This is a genomic window from Paraburkholderia sediminicola, assembly GCF_902859805.1.
Lineage (GTDB): Bacteria > Pseudomonadota > Gammaproteobacteria > Burkholderiales > Burkholderiaceae > Paraburkholderia > Paraburkholderia sediminicola.
In genome coordinates this window covers 224,462-241,311 of sequence record NZ_CADIKC010000008.1, presented here as the reverse complement: position 1 = coordinate 241,311, position 16,850 = coordinate 224,462, and the positions used below count along the sequence as shown (strand labels likewise).

The 16,850-nt window shown below is 59.0% G+C and carries 16 protein-coding genes; 4 read left to right on the top strand and 12 right to left on the bottom strand.

Going from position 1 to position 16,850, the window contains the following annotated elements:
- Window positions 1-34: 34 nt before the first annotated feature.
- Window positions 35-982 carry a hydroxymethylglutaryl-CoA lyase gene (locus R8871_RS26270; RefSeq protein ID WP_175053074.1) on the top strand — a complete coding sequence of 316 codons (948 nt, stop codon included), beginning with the start codon at window positions 35-37 and terminating at the stop codon, window positions 980-982.
- 73 nt (window positions 983-1,055) lie between these two features.
- On the opposite strand, the gene R8871_RS26265 is transcribed toward R8871_RS26270, so the two are convergent.
- From R8871_RS26265 to R8871_RS26240, 6 genes are all read right to left on the bottom strand, one after another.
- Window positions 1,056-1,739: a TetR/AcrR family transcriptional regulator gene (locus R8871_RS26265; RefSeq protein WP_175053073.1), complete on the bottom strand. Its 684-nt coding sequence runs from the start codon at window positions 1,737-1,739 to the stop codon at window positions 1,056-1,058.
- A gap of 39 nt (window positions 1,740-1,778) precedes the next feature.
- Window positions 1,779-2,852 (bottom strand): maleylacetate reductase, encoded by a 1,074-nt coding sequence (locus R8871_RS26260; protein WP_175053072.1) that lies wholly within the window; start codon window positions 2,850-2,852, stop codon window positions 1,779-1,781.
- Window positions 2,853-2,879: 27 nt separating this feature from the next.
- Window positions 2,880-3,764, bottom strand: coding sequence for an intradiol ring-cleavage dioxygenase (locus R8871_RS26255; RefSeq protein WP_175053071.1), 885 nt, complete (start codon window positions 3,762-3,764; stop codon window positions 2,880-2,882).
- A 33-nt stretch (window positions 3,765-3,797) separates the two neighbouring features.
- Window positions 3,798-4,721: an amidohydrolase family protein gene (locus R8871_RS26250; RefSeq protein ID WP_175053070.1), complete on the bottom strand. Its 924-nt coding sequence runs from the start codon at window positions 4,719-4,721 to the stop codon at window positions 3,798-3,800.
- Window positions 4,722-5,264: 543 nt separating this feature from the next.
- On the bottom strand, window positions 5,265-6,104 hold the full coding sequence (locus R8871_RS26245) for an aldo/keto reductase (protein ID WP_175053069.1): 840 nt from the start codon (window positions 6,102-6,104) through the stop codon (window positions 5,265-5,267).
- 163 nt (window positions 6,105-6,267) lie between these two features.
- Window positions 6,268-7,359, bottom strand: coding sequence for a porin (locus R8871_RS26240; RefSeq protein ID WP_175053068.1), 1,092 nt, complete (start codon window positions 7,357-7,359; stop codon window positions 6,268-6,270).
- Window positions 7,360-7,646: 287 nt separating this feature from the next.
- Between R8871_RS26240 and R8871_RS26235 the strand changes: the two genes are divergently transcribed.
- Entirely contained in the window at window positions 7,647-8,423 is a 777-nt protein-coding gene (locus tag R8871_RS26235; protein WP_281370253.1) for an IclR family transcriptional regulator, read from the top strand.
- 116 nt (window positions 8,424-8,539) lie between these two features.
- Here the strand turns inward: R8871_RS26235 and R8871_RS26230 are convergent, their stop codons facing one another.
- Genes R8871_RS26230 through R8871_RS26205 form a run of 6 tightly spaced genes read right to left on the bottom strand, consistent with a single transcriptional unit; the run spans window position 8,540 to window position 14,509 of the window.
- The gene (locus R8871_RS26230) at window positions 8,540-9,406 is read right to left on the bottom strand and encodes an alpha/beta fold hydrolase (protein ID WP_175053066.1); all 867 of its coding nucleotides are present in this window, start codon (window positions 9,404-9,406) and stop codon (window positions 8,540-8,542) included.
- A gap of 23 nt (window positions 9,407-9,429) precedes the next feature.
- Window positions 9,430-10,539: a flavin reductase gene (locus R8871_RS26225; protein ID WP_175053065.1), complete on the bottom strand. Its 1,110-nt coding sequence runs from the start codon at window positions 10,537-10,539 to the stop codon at window positions 9,430-9,432.
- Window positions 10,536-11,558 carry an LLM class flavin-dependent oxidoreductase gene (locus tag R8871_RS26220; protein WP_175053064.1) on the bottom strand — a complete coding sequence of 341 codons (1,023 nt, stop codon included), beginning with the start codon at window positions 11,556-11,558 and terminating at the stop codon, window positions 10,536-10,538. The genes R8871_RS26225 and R8871_RS26220 overlap by 4 nt, the downstream gene beginning before the upstream one ends.
- Before the next feature lie 39 nt (window positions 11,559-11,597).
- Window positions 11,598-11,963 (bottom strand): VOC family protein, encoded by a 366-nt coding sequence (locus tag R8871_RS26215; RefSeq protein WP_175053063.1) that lies wholly within the window; start codon window positions 11,961-11,963, stop codon window positions 11,598-11,600.
- Window positions 11,964-12,021: 58 nt separating this feature from the next.
- Entirely contained in the window at window positions 12,022-13,683 is a 1,662-nt protein-coding gene (locus tag R8871_RS26210) for an AMP-binding protein (protein ID WP_175053228.1), read from the bottom strand.
- A gap of 37 nt (window positions 13,684-13,720) precedes the next feature.
- A complete protein-coding gene (locus R8871_RS26205) occupies window positions 13,721-14,509 on the bottom strand; it encodes an enoyl-CoA hydratase/isomerase family protein (RefSeq protein WP_175053062.1) in 789 nt (262 codons plus the stop codon).
- Window positions 14,510-14,838: 329 nt separating this feature from the next.
- Here R8871_RS26205 and R8871_RS26200 point away from each other — a divergent pair, with 329 nt between their 5' ends.
- Together R8871_RS26200 and R8871_RS26195 are read left to right on the top strand one after the other, a co-directional pair.
- Complete coding sequence (locus R8871_RS26200) at window positions 14,839-15,846, top strand: zinc-binding alcohol dehydrogenase family protein (RefSeq protein ID WP_175053061.1); 1,008 nt, start codon at window positions 14,839-14,841, stop codon at window positions 15,844-15,846.
- Between the two features lie 258 nt (window positions 15,847-16,104).
- Window positions 16,105-16,785: a TetR/AcrR family transcriptional regulator gene (locus tag R8871_RS26195; RefSeq protein WP_175053060.1), complete on the top strand. Its 681-nt coding sequence runs from the start codon at window positions 16,105-16,107 to the stop codon at window positions 16,783-16,785.
- Window positions 16,786-16,850 lie beyond the last annotated feature (65 nt).

Sequence of the window (16,850 nt, the reverse complement as noted above, 5' to 3'; positions counted from 1 at the left end):
GAGGGGCGACGCTCGCCACGAAATGGAGTTTTCAATGGATCAGCAGGCACGTTGGAGGGAGGGCACGGGTAGCGGTCTTCCAAAGCGCGTACACGTTGTTGAAGTTGGGCCTAGAGACGGTCTGCAGGCGGAAAGCACGTTCATACCAACTGACACCAAGATTGAACTGGTCAATCGACTCGTTGGCGCCGGCGTACAACGAATCGAAGCGGCGTCTTTCGTGTCGCCAAAATGGATTCCGCAAATGGCCGACGGCGCGCAAGTCATGGCTGGAATCGATCGCGCAGCCGGGGTCTCGTATGCCGCGCTGACACCCAACATGAGAGGGCTCGAGGCCGCGATTGAGAGCAAGGTCGACGAGGTCGTCATTTTCGGTGCCGCAAGTGAAGCATTTTCCGTTCGCAACATCAATTGTTCTGTGGCGGAATCGCTCGAGCGCTTTGCGCCGGTCGCGCGTATGGCGAAAGAAGTGGGATTGCAATTGCGCGCCAGCATTTCATGCTCTTTCGGATGCCCGTACCAGGGGCCGGTGAGCGTCGATGCCGTCGTCGATATGGTCAAACGCTTCCGCGATCTGGGGTGTGACGAAATCGATATTGCCGACACCATTGGGGTGGGCACGGCGCACCAGGTTCAGCAAGTGGTTGAGGCGGCTTCCAGGGAGTTTCCGTTGGCGAATCTCGCCGGCCACTTTCATGATACCTATGGGCAGGCATTGGCAAATATCTTCGGCGCCCTGCAGGTCGGAATGACAACGTTCCACGCGTCCGTTGGCGGACTGGGCGGTTGTCCCTATGCCAAAGGCGCCACTGGCAATGTCGCGACCGAAGATCTGCTCTACCTTCTGGATGGCCTCGGAATCGAAACCGGCATTGACCTTGATGCGGTCGTTTCGATTGGCGATTGGGTGAGTCAGCAAATGGGCCGGGAGAATGGCGCGCGTGCGGGTAAGGCACTGATGGCGCGCAAGGCACTCAACTGATGGTGTTGTGTCAACGGAGATCGACCGTCTAGAGGGGGTGTCGGCAAATACCCCGTTGCGGGATGCGGCCCCTCTAGCGTGATGCAAATGCTCCAAACACGAGCTGCTCGACGGTGCGCCAATATTCTTCGACCAGCGCCGGATCGGATGGCGATAGATTACTGGTCGCCGAAAATTCCGGACCGAACCCCGAGAGGGTCGACGTCAGGCTAATCAGCATATAGTGGAAAACAATAGGCTCGACGTTGGGTAGCGCGTGTTCCTCCTGGGCGGCGCGAATTTGCGGAAGCAACCAGCCGATTAGCGGTTTCAGGAAGGCATCGGCGAGCCATTGCAGCCGCGAGCTGGAACCTAGCGATTCCTGAAGTATGAAGCGGTGGAACTCGGGAAATGCGACCGTGAAGCGAAATAGCGCCCTATATGCCAGCTTGAGCCGATCGACTGCGCTAGCCGGACCGAAGCCGGACAGGCTTGCATCGCGTTCTTGCCGGACCCGTTCGAATACATATTCGGCTACCGCCTGCCACAGTGTCTCTTTGGAACGAAAGTGGTAGGTGACGAGCGGATGTTGCATCCCGATCCGGTCGGCAATGCTACGAATGCTCGCGGCCTCGAAGCCCTTCGAGGAAAATTCAGTAAGAGCCGCATTCAGGATGGCCGAACGTGTTTCCTGCGCGCGCAACTGTTCAGTACGCTTCAGTTCAACCGGGCGACGTGCCCGGATATCTCTTGCCTCAGGAAGTGGGTGTGACGCCATGTGCGAATACCTTGCGACACGTTGAAAAAGAAACTCGTTCTACAAACCGTCAATGGGTGCGCTACCGTCGAATGCCCGCTGCAGTAAAGCGCGAATTGCCCCGCGTTCCAGCGGGCGGGGATTCCAGTAGGCGTTGTTGCAGGCAATATCGGCCGCCTGGTCGAGTTGATCTTCGCGCATACCGATCTCCTTCAGTGCAACGGGCGCACCGTTTGTGCGTGCAAGTTCGTACAGACCTTGCGCGGCGCTGTCATTCCCGAGCGCCCGTGCAATCCGTTTCATCGCATCCGGCACAGCGCCTGCGTTGTACGCGAGGGCGTGCGGCAGCACGATGGTATGAGTAGGTGCATGCGGCAGATTGAAACTGCCGCCGAGCGTATGGCATAGCTTGTGATGCAACGCCATACCGACGCTTCCGAGCACGGCGCCGCAAAGCCAGGCGCCATAAAGCGCATCGGCGCGTGCGGATGCGTCGTTCGGTTGTGCGACGATGTTGGGTAAGCTGCGCGCGAGCGCCGCGATGCCTTCTTCGGCCATCAGGCTGGTAAGCGGATTGGCATCGCGTGAATACAGACCTTCTGCCGCGTGTGCGATTGCGTTGATGCCGCTGGTCACGGACATGCTTACCGGCAGCGTCAAGGTCAGGTCCGGATCGTAGACAACCGTTTTGGGTAATACGCGCAGATCGGTGCCTGTCCGTTTCAGGCCCGATTCGGTCAACCCGAATATGGGTGTCATCTCACTGCCGGCGTAGGTGGTCGGCACGGCGAGAATGGGTAGACCCGTCTCGAGAGCAAGGCCCTTTGCGAGGCCGATTGCGGAGCCGCCGCCCACGGCGATGAGGCAGTCGGCGTCGAGCGAGGTGGCAACCGTGCGTACTTCCGTGACCAGTTCGACCGGCACGTGCATGGCCGCGCGATCAAAGACACCTGCTGCGAGCACACCCAGCTGATCGGCGACCGATACACCCAATGTGCGTTGCTCGTGACTGCACAGAACCAGAGCGCGGCGTACTTGCAGCGTGTGCAATTCACGTTCGATGTGGCTGCGCGAGCCGCACCCGAAAACGACACGCGTGCCGCGCCCGTTATAGACGAATTCAGATGGTGACATGGCGGGTTCCGCGGAGAATGTGCCCGTTCATGACCCGTGTGCCACAGGGTTGAGAACGAAGTCGTAATCGAGCGTATAAAACGGGGTGTCCATCGCCGTGCCGTCCGGCGCGATACCCGGCGAGTGCTCGACCCAGTCGACGATCAACGTTGAGCGCACGCCGAATACGGCGTCCGAGTCGAGATACTTGTCCCCGTTGCGGAACACGTGCGTAATCAACGGCTCGTACCCTGGCGCGGTGATCCAGAAATGCAGATGAGCCGGGCGCCACGGATGGCGTCCGAGCGCATCGAGCATTCGGCCAACCGGGCCGTCGTGCGGAATGGGATAGGCCTCGGCGAGAATCGAGCGGAAATGAAAGAGCCCGTCAGGCAGCGTCTGCAAACGACCGCGCGCCTGAAACTCCACGTTTGGATCCTGCGAGTCGCCGTACTGCACGTCGTAGTACCCGTCTTCATCGGATTGCCAGACCTCGATCGCGGCTCCCGCTACCGGTTCTCCCGAAAGACCCCGAATGCGGCCGGCAACAAAGCAGGGGAGACCCGCCGCGCCGTTAGAGATATCGTCACCGTTCCTGTACTCGGGGGCGCCGGCAACAAAGAAGGGGCCAAGAACGGTTGCTTCTGTGCATTCGGCCGGCTTGCGGTTGTTCTGCGTCGTAACCAGCATCGACAAACCGAGCGTGTCGGACAGAAGGACGAACTCCTGGCGTTTTTCATCCGTGATATGGCCAACCTCGGTGAGGAAGTTGATGGCGTATGCCCATTCACTCTCACTCAGCTTCACGTCTCTTGCGAACGAATGCAAATGCTGGACAAGGCTGGTCATCACCGTGCGCAGCCTGTCATTGTTACAGCCGGCCATTGCCGCAAGCACCGCCTGGGTGATGGTGTCTTCGTTGATATTACGCATCGTCTTTCCTTGAACTCCGCGTTGGCAAACCGGTTAGCGCCCAAGCAACCGGGCAGCATTGTCCCCGTACACCTTGTCCATCTCAATGCCGGGGATCTGGATATTATCGAGCACTTTGCCGAACTGCCGGATGGCGCTTGTCGGTGCGAACGGGAAGTCGGTCCCGAAGAGAATGTGATCGGGGTCGGCCACTTGCGCCAGCGCACTGAGGGGTGAATTGCCGGCGGAAAGCGCTGTGTCGAAGTAGAAGGATCTGACCGCCGCCAATGTGTCGCCCACACGCTCCGCCACCGCGGGCATCATGGAAATGGAGAGGGCGATGCGAGGTACGAGAAACGGCAGCGTTCCCCCGGCATGCGAAAGAATAAACCGGATGTTCCTGAAGCGATTCATTGCACCTGACATGATCAGGCTGGTGGCTGTACGTGTGGTGTCGAATGGAAACTCGAGCACGGATGCCGGGGCGACTCGAGGCACATCGTAAGGTGGCTGATTGGGGTGAATGAACACCACGGTCCCACGCCTGTTCAATTCTTCCCACAGCGGGGTGAAATGATCGTCCCCAAGATACAGGCCGTTGTAGTTCGAAAAGACAATGAAACCATCGACCTTCAGGACGTCGAGGCTATAGCTGACTTCCTTCAGCGCCGCATCGACGTCGGGTAGCGGCAAGCTCGCAAAGGAGCCGAACCGTCCGGGATGCCTGGATCTGAGTTCCGCTGCGTGGTCGTTGCATTTTCTCAGCAGCGTGGCCGCATCTGGGAGCGTGGGGCCGGAGGAGATCGACAGAATGCCTTCGTCGATTCCGTTTTCATCCATCATCGCGAGGGCTGCCTCGACGGACCAGGTTGGGGCCACGCCGCCCGGCATCGCCGCATTCAGCAAGTCCAGCCCGACCGCGTCCACGTAGAGCTTCGGCAGAAAATGCTGGTGCGTGTCAATTTTTCTCTTCGGCATGGCCGTTGTCTCCTATGAAGAATTCTTTAGCATCGGGCGGGGGCATTCCCTGCTCGGCCTGGATTCATCTTATACGTTATTTTTTACGTTTGCAAAGTTTAGTGAGCGATGCAGTTGCCCTCGTGTTTCCAGTTGGATTGACGCAATGTCACATGCGCCGGTGCGGCTTGAAGGGGGGCTTAACGTTTCATCAAGTGCAACGATGCTTTGCAATTCAGGATGTGCACGCGTGAAGGTTGCGGCCATGCTATGGACTCGCGACTCAACCCATTGCGGGTTTCGTTGGGCCGATATCGGCTTGATTCATGATTCCCGACGCCAGCGTGGAGGCGTCAATCTGCGGCACTTATGTGTGGATAGCCCTAAGCTGTACGGGCAGATTTGAGGCTGACCGATATCGATCGGGAAGCCGAAATGATGAAGAGGGCGGCGCGCAGAAGGTCGGCTCCGCAGGCGCGACCGCGCACTGCGCGGGCGACGCTGCTCGCCGACGATGACCGATCGTGCTGTTTCGTTTTCTGTATCGCGCCAGAGACCCGGCGGTCAGACGGCTGTGCTATCCCACCGCGGGGCGAGACCGGGCGGGTTGACGATCCGGCTGTTTGCCGTCGCCAATGCATGGATTGCGGCCATGTCCGTGTCATCTAACTCGAAGTCGAATACTGCCAGGTTTTGCGCCAGCCGATCGATCCGGGTGGTTCGCGAAAGCGCCACAACGCCGCGCTGTTGAACAAGCCACCGCAAGACGATCTGCGCGATGGTTTTGTCATGGCGAGCTGCGATCTCCTTGAGCGTCGGATCCGAGAACACGCGGCCAACCGCCATGCCGCAATATCCTGTCACGGCAAGCCCAGCCTCACGCGTGCTTTCGATGAGCAAGGACTGGTTCAGATACGGATGGTATTCAAACTGATTCGTGACCAATGGCGCTGCCGAGAGCCGGACCGCTTCTGTCATCTGTGCGCGGTTGAAGTTGCTGACGCCGATGTGCCGGACCTTGCCGGCGCGCACGACCGCATTGAGCTCCCCAATCTGTTCGGCGAGAAGCACATCCGATCCTCCCGGCCAGTGCAGCAGGAGCAGGTCGATGTAGTCCGTCTTGAGCTTGCGCAGGCTTTCGTTAACGGACGCATCGAAGTGTCTTGCTGAGTAGTTGCTAACCCAGACCTTGGTCGTCAGAAATATTTCGCTTCTCGGGATGCCGGATGCGGCGACGCAGTCGCCAATTTCTGCCTCGTTACGATAGATTTGCCCGGTGTCGATATGGCGGAATCCGGCACGAAGGGCTTCAGGAATCATTCGATAGATGTCGTCGCCAGTCATTCCGTAGGTGCCAAAGCCTATGGCTGGAATGGCCGCGTTACCGGCATGGACGTTCTGCATGCTATTCCTCATAGACTAGGTGCAAGGGGCGACCGTGAAAGAGGCCGCCCCTCGGCGTGTGATCTCGTGAAAGGAAAGGTACGCGAAGACATGCCCCGAAAGAAGCCTATACATTTCGATGCAACCTATCGTCAGAAACGATATACATCCGGCAGTTGCACTGCTAGAAGTTGTGCTGAATACCCACCGAGACGCCGGTTGTGGACCGGCCGGATGCCACGCCAGCGGCCGCGAGAGAAGCATAGCCATTGGCGCCTGAAGCGTGCTGGTAGGTCACCTGCTGGTAGACAGTCGTTCTTTTCGACAGGATATAAGCATTCGAGACGGTAATGGTCTTCCAGTTTCCTCCGTCGAGATTTTCCACCCATCCGCCAACCGAGAGGACATCATCGGGCACGATGGTCCAGTTCGCACCGGCGTCAACGGTGTTGGCGTTGCCGCGGCCAGTCGCCAATGTGATGCGTGACTGCGTAAACGTGGCGTGTAGAAGCACGCTTTTCAGCTGATACGATGCGCCGAGCCCCCAATTGACGAGCTTGTTGGCCACAACGCCTTCGGCCTGAGGCAGCGATGTTCCAAAGAGCGACGGCAGACCGATAAAACTGGAAAGCTCCAGGAAACGGTTGTTCTCGTTCGCGTACGTGGCTGCCAGACTTAGCGGGCCGCCCTTGTACTGAATAAAGAAAGAGTAGTCTCTGCTTTCGCTGAAATTGCCGGCCACATTGCCAAATGCAAATTCCGCCCCGGTGGAGAACCCGCCAAAGGTCGGGCTCACGTACTTCACTGCATTATTGAACTGGAAGAAGTTGGCAATCTCATCCAGGTTGCCTTGGTGAAGCGTGAGAATGTTGCCGAGGAGGAAGGGCGTTTGATAGTTGGACAGAATGTCATACATGAAGCTGGGTTGGTGACCGAGCGTCAACGTGCCATAGCTGTCCGATTGCAGTCCAACATACGACTTCCGGTTGAATAAGGTTCCAGGAACAAGTTGCCGGCCATTGTTTAGCAGGTACTCGTTCTGAAGATCGAAGATAGTGCGCAGCCCGCCGCCGAGATCTTCAACGCCCTTCAGGCCGAAAATGTCGGGTGCGTGCGTGTTCCCCTCCTGGATCAGGCCGTGTCCTCCGACGTTGCTGATGTACTGCACTGCAGTGTCCGCAATTCCATATAAGGTGACGCTGGATTGCGCGTTGGCGACACTGATCACAGAAAGCGCGGCGATCGCGCCTGCCATCGTACGTCCATAAATTGCCATGCCTTGTCTCCGAACCGGTTGTGACTTTTCTGAAGAAGTTATTTGAATAAAGGGGCGCGTATGAAATCTGTACTACTGATGAAATGAGGTGCTAAAGAATCAAGCGTTTTGTTCCGGTTGCTCGCTTGCCTCTGATCCCCCTAACTTGCCGGTGTTGCGTTCAACAATAATGAATGACATAATCTATGTTGAACACTATAGGGGCCGCCCCCAAGGCGTGTCAACATGACGGCCGTCCGTGGAAACCCGGGGCGGCGATTTTTTTATCACTTCCATACGGTTGAAAAATGACCAATGTGACTGCGAGGCGCGGCATTCAGTCTGTCGAGATTGCGTTCCGAATCCTTTCGGCGTTGCAGACGAGTGAGCGAGCACTCCCGCTCAAGGAGATTGCTGCGCTGTCCGAACTGTCGCCGAGCGCGACAAGCAACTACATGATTAGCCTGGTGCGAACCGGGCTTGCATCGCCGGACGAAAAGCCGGGGTGCTACAAGCTCGGGCCGGCGTCGCTTGCTTTGGGTATGAGCGCGATCAATCAACTGGACGGATTCGATATCGTGCGTCGAGAGGTGGTCGCTTTGCGGGAAGCAACACTGAGTGGCGCGGCTGTCACTGCATGGACCGAAGATGGACCCGTGAGTCTCTTCAAGCAGGAGGGGCAGACGCGCAGCATTCTCGAGTTGAGAACAGGCCTGATCCCGCTCGTCACGACTGCTGCGGGCAAGCTTTTCATTGCCTGCCTTCAGGCTGCTCGTACCGACGATCTCATCAGCCGCGAACTGTCTGGGGGACAGGAATGGACCCCGGCTTCCTTGCGGGAAGAAGCGATCGCTGAATTGCGCAATTGTGGCTTCACAACGGTTCAACGCGGGGATATGGGTTACGTGTCTGTCGCGGCCCCCATCTGGGACAGGGACGGCGATCTCCGATTTGCCATCAGTCTTATCGGGTCGCCTGCAACACTGAACACTGACGTTGACGGTAAAGAGATAAAGGCGCTACTCGATAGCGCGGTTCGAGCTACAGCCGCACTGGGCGGCAAGGTCCCCAGAAAAATTGGGTAGAAACCGGGCGCTCAATGCCGATGCGTGCCATCTGTTTCGGCGGGCGATTGCGGCGCATATGCTAGTGAGAGGGCTGCGGCTTGCGCCGCGGCCTTCTCATGGCATTCATCCTTCCTTCAGTCGGGCCTCGCTTCCGCAGCTGCCAACACGATGGAATTGAACGCCTCAGGCGCTTCAATCTTCGGCATATGGCCAATCCCATCGAGCACGAGGAGTGTCGAACCATTGGCAGCCTCGTGAATCGGCCGCGCATGATCGTCAGCCGGGGCGACGCGGTCCAGGCTGCCGACAATGACGGAGATCGGCGCCTCGATAGAACGAACGATGGACGGCGTATGCGCGGAGAAGAGCATGTCTACGGCGTGTTCCCAGCCTGTAGGAGTCACTGCGTCTCTCAACCGGGATACGACCGTGCGAACGAGGGTGCCGGCGTTCGGAGCGATCAGGGCATTGACGACGGCGGTGCGTGCCTCGGGCGATTGTGCCGCTGCGCTTCGCATCAGAACTTCTCGTGCCTCGTCGCGCTCCGCACCGGATAGATGTCCCCGAGCAACGTTGGGCGCACTCAATACAAGGGCGCGCGTAGCCGACGGGTACCGTGCCGCGAACGTTGCCGCGATGACACTCCCCCACGAACTGCCTACGACGGTTGCACGCGATATGCCGAGCGCGGACAGCAGGGCCATGAGTGCATCCGCGTAATCGGTGGCGGCCGGTGTGCTGATCGCAAAGGGGCTGCTTTGTCCATAGCCGGGAGCGTCCCAGGCAATCACCCGATGGCTCCTGCTCAGTGCGGCGAGCTGTGCGCGATATCCCGCCGAGCTCGAACCAATACCATGCAGCAGCACGATGACGGGTGCGCGTTCGTCACCGGCAGTGCGATACGCGATGACCCGCTTGTCGCCGAGTGTCGAGAGATTCACTCGTGCCTGTTCGACAGCGGGCAACGAGGATTCAAGTAGATGGCTATCTGTTTCAGTCATGATTGAAGTCTGGCCGTTATATTTCACGCTTCGCGCAATGCAGCGGAGATCTCATGCGCGGCGGTTTTGAGGGCTTCCGCACAAGGTCCATCGGCTGCAGCATCGAAATGCTCGGCCGGGCCCAGCGCCGTCAGTGCCAGCACGGCCATTCCGCTTGGGGAAAGAATGGGCACGCTGATGGCGTTAGCGAGCATGCGGTCGTCGTAGAACGGGGCGGGGCGCCTCGTCGCGACATGCGAGACTCTGACGGATTCAAGTACGCCTGCGAGCGATTCCGCCGTAGGGAGCACTTCGTCAGACGCTTGTCGCGCGTTGTCACGCAGTTCCGCTGCCACAAATCGATCGACGGCTTCGGGCGGAAGGAACGCCGCCAGCGCCAGGCCCGAAGCGGACGAAGTCACCGGCAGCACAAGCCCAAGTGGCAGGTCGGCGGCCACGGGCGTGGTCGCGGCTTGCCACGCGATCACCGTGGGCCCGTGATTGCCCCACGCTACCAGCGCCAGTGTCTTATCCAGCGTATGTGCGAGCCGCAACATGGCGCGACTGGCCAGCCGGACAGCATGTGGCTGCGATTTCATCGTGCCGGCCGTTCCGAGCGGCGCGCGACCGAGGTCGTGCGGGTCAGCAACCAGATATTGCCCACCACCGAATACCAGCGGACGCCGCCCGCTCTGCCGTATGCATTCCACCGACCCGACAAAGATGACGTGGTCGCCGCCCGGAAAACGGGAGACCACCTTGCACTCCAGCCATGCGCTGCAATCGCGCAGGAGCGGCAGTCCGTCGACCCCAAGGTCATAGTCGATGCCGGCGAATTTGTCCGGCGACCGGGTCGCAAAGTGATTGGCGAGATCGTATTGATGTTCAGCCAGGATGTTAATGGTGAATCGCCCGGCATCCCTGAACGCGGTGTGGCTTCCCGCAGAGGTCGCCTGGCTCCACAGGACGAGAGGCGGGTCCAGCGAAACCGAAGAAAACGAATTGGCGGTGAGGCCGTGCATTTTCCCCTCGCCATCAAGCGTGGTGACCACGGTGACGCCGGTTACGAAGGAGCCGAGCACGTCCCTCAACTGACGCTTTTCGAACGTCCTGATGGCAGGACGTTCCTCGTCCAGCGAAGTGCTTCCGCTCATGACAGAACCTTTTGCGACTCGCTGAACGCCGGCATGATGGACTCGTGAAACAGGCCGATAGAGGTCTTCGCTTCGGAAACGGACATGTCGCCGAACATGAATGTTCCGATGAGGTAGTTGAATGCACCCTCGTGCGCCTGCTCCAGCAGCTTTTCACGCACGGTTTCCGGTCGGCCCACCACGGCCAGTCCCGATTCCACGAGCGGCTCGATCGTCGGCGGAAGCTTCTGGTTGACCGGTTCCGTGCCGTGCTTCTTCCACAGCTTGAAAAAGTTCGGATGGAAAACCGACCATGCCCGCGAAGCAATCTTCATCGCCTCCTGGTCCGTTTCAGCGACCACGATGTAGCGATTTACGCCGATGAGCGGCTCAGCAGCGGACGGATGCCGCCTGGCGAACTCTTCGCGATATCGATCGGTGATGGCTCTGACTCGCTGGACCGGACCGCCGCAGACGATGTTCATCTTCTCCTGGGCCGGCCATACCGTCGACTCCGGCGATGCCAGCGCGTACCAGGTGGGAGGGGGTGTCTGCAGCGGTTTGAGTTCGATCGGCATGTCGTTGAATTGCCAGAACGTCCCCTGATAGTCGAGCGTGTCCGAACTCAGATACCGCTTGATGATTTCATACGACTCGACGTACCTCGCCTGAGCCGTGGCCGGATCGATACCGAGTGCCTCGATTTCGTGGGGCGAGGCGCCGCGGCCCACGCCATACTCCAGGCGGCCGCCGCTCAGATTGTCGAGCATGCAAATCTCTTCAGCAAGGCGGACTGGGTGATGGATCGGGAGAATGTAGACCAGCGGCGACAGGCGCAGTTTCCTGGTGCGCTGCGCGGCAGCGGCAAGAAACACGCTTTGCGAGGGGCAAGCGCTCAGCGTAGTCGCATGGTGTTCCGACATGTGATAAGCATGGAAACCGAGCCTGTCGTAAAGCTCGATAATCTGCATCCTGTCTTCGTACTGCTTATGAATGGGCAGCCCATTGCGATCGTTTTGGTCGAATATACCGAATTTCATGGCTTTTTCCAGTAAGTGCGAAATGTGTGATCTTCTGACTTAACGAGTCGAAGATTTGCTGAATACCTGAAAGATGTTCTCTTCCGGATCCAGGTAGGTGGTAACGACGCCGTGCGTGCCCATGTCGCGCTGCGCGAGTTGCTGGCCGCCCGCCGACAGGATTTTCTGCCGGACCTCGTCCTGGGCCTCACCGGCGACCTGGAAGACGGGCACAGCCCCAACGGCTCCTTCTGCCGCTTCCTCTACCGAACTCAGTGCAAATGCGCTGCGTGGCAGACGAAATTGAGTCCACTTGTTCTCGTCGCGAAACTGGACAGGCATCCCCAGCGCCGACGCATAGAAATCTTCCAGCCTGGCCATATCCTTCGCGACGAAGTAGATGGTTTGTACGTCAACTTCTGCCATGGCGGCACTCCGGTAAATGGTTGTAGCGGGATTGATGTGATCTCATCGCTGAGACGCGTCACGCCGTGTGTTGTTCTTTCAGATCAAGCTCGTCGCTCATGATTTGCCGGATCACGTACTTCTGGATTTTTCCCGTCACGGTGGTCGGAAACGAGTCGACAAAGCGGATGTATTTGGGAACCTTGTAATGCGCTATCCGGCCCTTGCAAAAGTCGCGGACTGCTTCGTCGTCGAGAACCGACTCCGGCCTGACGACGATCCATGCGCAGAGTTCTTCGCCGAAATGCGGGTCCGGTACACCGACCACCTGCACGTCGAGCACGCCTGGGCAGGAGTACAGAAACTCTTCGATCTCGCGGGGATAAAGGTTTTCACCGCCGCGGATGACCATATCCTTGATGCGCCCGACGATGTTGACGTAGCCGTCCGGATCCATCGTGGCGAGATCGCCCGAATGCATCCAGCCTTCGGCGTCGATTGCGTCGCGCGTGCGGTCGGGCTGGTTCCAGTAGCCGAGCATGACTGAATAGCCGCGGGTGCAGAGTTCGCCGGTCTGGCCGCGCTCCACAGTCCGGCCGGTGAGCGGGTCGACAATCTTTACGTCGAGGTGAGGCAGCACCTGGCCGACCGTGGATACCCGCCGTTCGACCGGCGTATCCGTCATGCTTTGGCAGCTCACAGGGCTCGTTTCCGTCATGCCGTATGCGATCGTGATCTCGGGCAGATGCATTTCACCGACAACCCGCTTCATGATCTCGATAGGACAAGGCGAACCGGCCATGATGCCGGTGCGCAGACTGCTCATATCGAACTCTGCAAAGCGCGGGTGATTGAGTGCCGCGATGAACATGGTCGGCACGCCGTACAGCGCCGTGCATTTTTCCGCCTGTACGGTCTCCAGAACGGCTTCTGCGTCGAAGCGTTCGGCGGGGTAGACGATCGTCGAGCCATGGGTCAGGCAAGCCAGATTGCCCATGACCATACCGAAGCAGTGGTACATCGGAACCGGAACGCAGACTCGATCTTCGTGGGTGAGCTTCATGCACTCGCCCACGAAGAAACCGTTGTTCAGGATGTTGCGATGACTCAGCGTCGCGGCCTTGGGAAGCCCTGTCGTCCCGCTGGTGAACTGGATGTTGACGGCATCGTCCGGGCGCACCGTGCGGCGCACTTCCTGAAGCTTTGCGCTGTTTGCATCGCCGGAGCGGAGCAGGTCGGAGAAGCGTTGCGCGCCGGCTTCGTCCTGACAGTCCGCATCGTCGATCCACCAGATCGTCTCGAGGCTCGGCAGTCGCGCTTTTCCCAGCTCCCGCAACATGTTCAGGTACTCGCTCGACCGGTAGCGGACCATCGTCACGATGGCCTTGCATCCTACGAGGTTGAGCGCATGTTCCAGTTCCGACGTCCGGTAGGCCGGATTGATGTTGACGAGTATCAACCCGGCCTTCGCCGTGGCCAACTGCAGCAATAGCCAGGCGAGGTTCGTGTGGGACCAGATTCCGATCCGCTCGCCGGGCTTGAGTCCCGACTCTAGAAGCGCGGCCGCAAGCCGGTCCGACTTTTCACGAAGTTCACTGTAGCTTAGCTGCACCCCCTCATGCCGGCTGACTGCCGCGACGTGCTCGCCCATCCTGCTGGCGATCTCGTCAAATGAATCGCCAATGGTTTTGTCGATCAGTTCCGGAGAACGCGTTCCGCTCTGATATGAAAGTGTGTTCATCAGTGTCTTCCGTGCAATGGGCCTGACTGACGGCTTCTTATTTGCCGACAAATACGACCGGAGTCGGTTCTTCGCCTCGAGCGAACGCTTCTGCACGTGCCGTTCGCCCCTTCCTGGCGTCTTCCGTCATGTGCAGCCCCATGGTGAGATCGAGGATCAGCGAGTCGGCACCGGGCACGCCGCCGCCTGACCATGCCTTGAGGAGGGCGCGAATCGCGCCATACGAGCGCGTCGGGCCGTTCGCAAGCTTGATGGCGAGGTCATCGGCAACGTTCTCGACCTCATCTTCACCGACGACGAAGGCGGCAACGCCGAGCCGACCGGCGGTCGCACCGGACATGGGTTCGCTCAGCATCGCGTAGCGCGCGGCATATGCACGACCCGCTCTTTCCGCGAGGCGCTGCACGCCGCCCGCGACAGGCGCCGAGCCGACGGACGCTTCAATGCAACGGAAGGTGGCGTTCTCCGCCGCGACGATGAAATCGCAAGCGAGAGCGAGTTCGAATGCGCCGCCGAATGCCGCGCCGCGCACGGCGGCAACCGTCGGGATCTGGAGGGCTTCGATTGACCGATAGGTATGGTGAATCTGCGAGATGAACGTCCGCCAGTCATCGAAACCTTTGTCGATGAAATCGAGGACGTCGCCGCCTTTGCTGAAATCGGGGCCTTCCGCACGGATCAGGAGCGACCGGATATCGGTCTTGCTGGCTTCCCGAACGGCTTTCTCGAGGCAGTCGGCGAAATCAGCGGCAATGAGATTGGAGGGCGGGTTGGCCAATACGATATGGCCTACGTTCTGACGACGTTCAAAGTAGATGCTTTCCATTGAAAGGAATCCTTAATAAATGATGGCGATCGTAAAAACCACGATGTCTCCTGCCAGGCGCTGCACTGCGTATATTCAACAATAGTGAATGCGTGCAGCATTGTTGTATATTAGGATGTCGGCGGAGGTGTGTCAACCATTCGCTGATGACGTTCTGCCGTGCGCAATGGTGCATTGCCATTCAGGACACTGGCGAACGAGCGTTGTGGATATAGGATTCCAGGCGAGTCAAACCGCCGACTATTGGCTATTTCAGTGCCCGGCGATTTGAGCTGCGCTTCGCGCGGCGTGGCCGAAAGAGTTCGGCATGGACGACATTGGAGAATGTAATGAAGGCGATTGGCTATAAGGCAAAGGGTGGCGTCGAGGTTTTGACCGAGCTTGAACTTCCGATGCCGGAACCTGGCCCACGCGATTTGCGGGTCGCCGTGAGAGCCGTGTCGGTGAATCCTGTCGATGTGAAGCGCCGTCGCTGGGAAGATCCTTCGCAGAGTCCGCTTCCCAGAGTGTTGGGCTACGACGCGGCGGGCGTGGTCGTTGCGGTTGGAAGCGAGGTCACGCTCTTCAGGCCGGGCGACGAGGTCTTCTATGCGGGCGCGATGGATCGCCCGGGGACCAACTCGGAGTTCCACCTCGTCGACGAGCGGATCGTCGGGCCCAAGCCCACCTCATTGTCATTCGCCGAGGCGGCGGCCTTGCCGCTCACCTCGATAACTGCATGGGAAATGCTCTTCGACCGCATGAAGGTGCCGCGCGGCTCGCGCGCAACCGGCGGCACGCTGCTCGTTCTGAACGGAGCAGGGGGCGTTGGCTCCATGTTGATCCAGCTGGCGAACCGCCTCACGGGCCTTACTGTCATCGCCTCTGCGTCACGGCCCGAAACTGTCGAGTGGGTGAAGAAGCTAGGAGCGAAGCACGTTGTCGACCACAGCAAGCCTATCGACGAAGCGCTGCACGCAATCGGCTTCGATGGCGTGGACTATATCGGGGCGATCACGTCGATGCCCGGTAGCGCCCCCAGTCTGGCCCGTGCGTTGAACCCCCAAGGCCATATCACGCTGATCGACAACTTTGACGACAGCATTGCGCCGTTCAAGCCGAAGAGCATCACGGTTTCGTGGGAGATGATGTTTACCCGGTCGCTGTTCCAGACAGCGGACATGGATGCCCAGCACCGCCTGCTGAAAGAAGTGTCGGAGATGGTTGATGCCGGCCTGCTGCAGACGACGCTCACGCACGTGGAAGGTCCCTTGACGGCAGCGAACCTTCGCCGCGCACACGAACGGATCGAAACAGGAAAGGCTATCGGCAAGACCGTGCTGGAAGGCTTCCAGTAAAGATTGTCGAGTGTCTCCTCCGTTGGCGCGCTCAGGGCCGCTTTCAGCGCCGCTTCATGATTGCGGGGGTGTTAACCAGTCTTGACATTATATTTTCCATTCGTATAGTAATGTGCTGGGCGTGCATCGAGCGACACGGCTTACGAGGCGATGCTTCCAGAGTCGATCACGCGGGATTCGCAAAAATGCTTTGTTAGAAGAACCGCTGCAACAGTCTTTGATGCCGGTTCGGCTGCTGACACAGAGGATGGCTAAACGATGTGGAAAGCATTGGTGAATGAATTTGCTCAGCAAGATGAACGTGAGGCCGACTCGTTGCGAGTTGCGCGGTCCGCGATCCGTCGAAAGAACGGTAGACGTCCGGAGGCTGCAACGGGCGATCTCCGGAACACCATTCTTGAAGCCGCAGTAGCGCTTTTCTATCGCGAGCCGGTCGAGTCGTTGAATCTCGATCGTCTTGCCGATCAAACGGGGCTCGGTAAGCGGCATATCTATCGGGTTTTCGGCTCGCGCAAGGCATTTCTACAAGCTTATGCAGACCTGCTTTGCGATCGTCAGCGTGCGCAATGGCGGGAAGCTGGACATCGATCCGGCGACGAGCCTGTTCAACACATGCTCGAGCTCTTTATCGACGTTGCCGTCAAGCTCGCTTCTGATAGTCATCAGCCCGGGCAGCCGCAATTGCCGACGATACAGTTCTCGGGCGAGGATCATCCTGTCAACCTATCGCGTCTCAAGCTTGGCCGAGAGTTTCGAGCACTATTGATGCGACTGGCTATTGCCGCACACGCGGTGGATGCCGAGGCGTTGGTGGATACGTTGATGATGCTTTGGGAGAATGCAACAGGCAACGTCAGATCAGGCAGCGACGCCCGGCGGATCGCTCAGCGTTTGCCGACCCTGGTCGACCACATCATCAGGAGCTACGTGATGCAGTAAGCACGCAGGGTGGAGGTCGCATCATCCGCTCTTGCATGCTCAGCGGCGACGCCGGCCGATTGTTG

Coding starts and splice junctions, on each gene's coding strand:
- R8871_RS26270 (WP_175053074.1), top strand. CDS start 35: ATGGATCAGCAGGCACGTTGGAGGGAGGGCACGGGTAGCGGTCTTCCA.
- R8871_RS26265 (WP_175053073.1), bottom strand. CDS start 1,739: ATGGCGTCACACCCACTTCCTGAGGCAAGAGATATCCGGGCACGTCGC.
- R8871_RS26260 (WP_175053072.1), bottom strand. CDS start 2,852: ATGTCACCATCTGAATTCGTCTATAACGGGCGCGGCACGCGTGTCGTT.
- R8871_RS26255 (WP_175053071.1), bottom strand. CDS start 3,764: ATGCGTAATATCAACGAAGACACCATCACCCAGGCGGTGCTTGCGGCA.
- R8871_RS26250 (WP_175053070.1), bottom strand. CDS start 4,721: ATGCCGAAGAGAAAAATTGACACGCACCAGCATTTTCTGCCGAAGCTC.
- R8871_RS26245 (WP_175053069.1), bottom strand. CDS start 6,104: ATGCAGAACGTCCATGCCGGTAACGCGGCCATTCCAGCCATAGGCTTT.
- R8871_RS26240 (WP_175053068.1), bottom strand. CDS start 7,359: ATGGCAATTTATGGACGTACGATGGCAGGCGCGATCGCCGCGCTTTCT.
- R8871_RS26235 (WP_281370253.1), top strand. CDS start 7,647: ATGACCAATGTGACTGCGAGGCGCGGCATTCAGTCTGTCGAGATTGCG.
- R8871_RS26230 (WP_175053066.1), bottom strand. CDS start 9,406: ATGACTGAAACAGATAGCCATCTACTTGAATCCTCGTTGCCCGCTGTC.
- R8871_RS26225 (WP_175053065.1), bottom strand. CDS start 10,539: ATGAGCGGAAGCACTTCGCTGGACGAGGAACGTCCTGCCATCAGGACG.
- R8871_RS26220 (WP_175053064.1), bottom strand. CDS start 11,558: ATGAAATTCGGTATATTCGACCAAAACGATCGCAATGGGCTGCCCATT.
- R8871_RS26215 (WP_175053063.1), bottom strand. CDS start 11,963: ATGGCAGAAGTTGACGTACAAACCATCTACTTCGTCGCGAAGGATATG.
- R8871_RS26210 (WP_175053228.1), bottom strand. CDS start 13,683: ATGAACACACTTTCATATCAGAGCGGAACGCGTTCTCCGGAACTGATC.
- R8871_RS26205 (WP_175053062.1), bottom strand. CDS start 14,509: ATGGAAAGCATCTACTTTGAACGTCGTCAGAACGTAGGCCATATCGTA.
- R8871_RS26200 (WP_175053061.1), top strand. CDS start 14,839: ATGAAGGCGATTGGCTATAAGGCAAAGGGTGGCGTCGAGGTTTTGACC.
- R8871_RS26195 (WP_175053060.1), top strand. CDS start 16,105: ATGTGGAAAGCATTGGTGAATGAATTTGCTCAGCAAGATGAACGTGAG.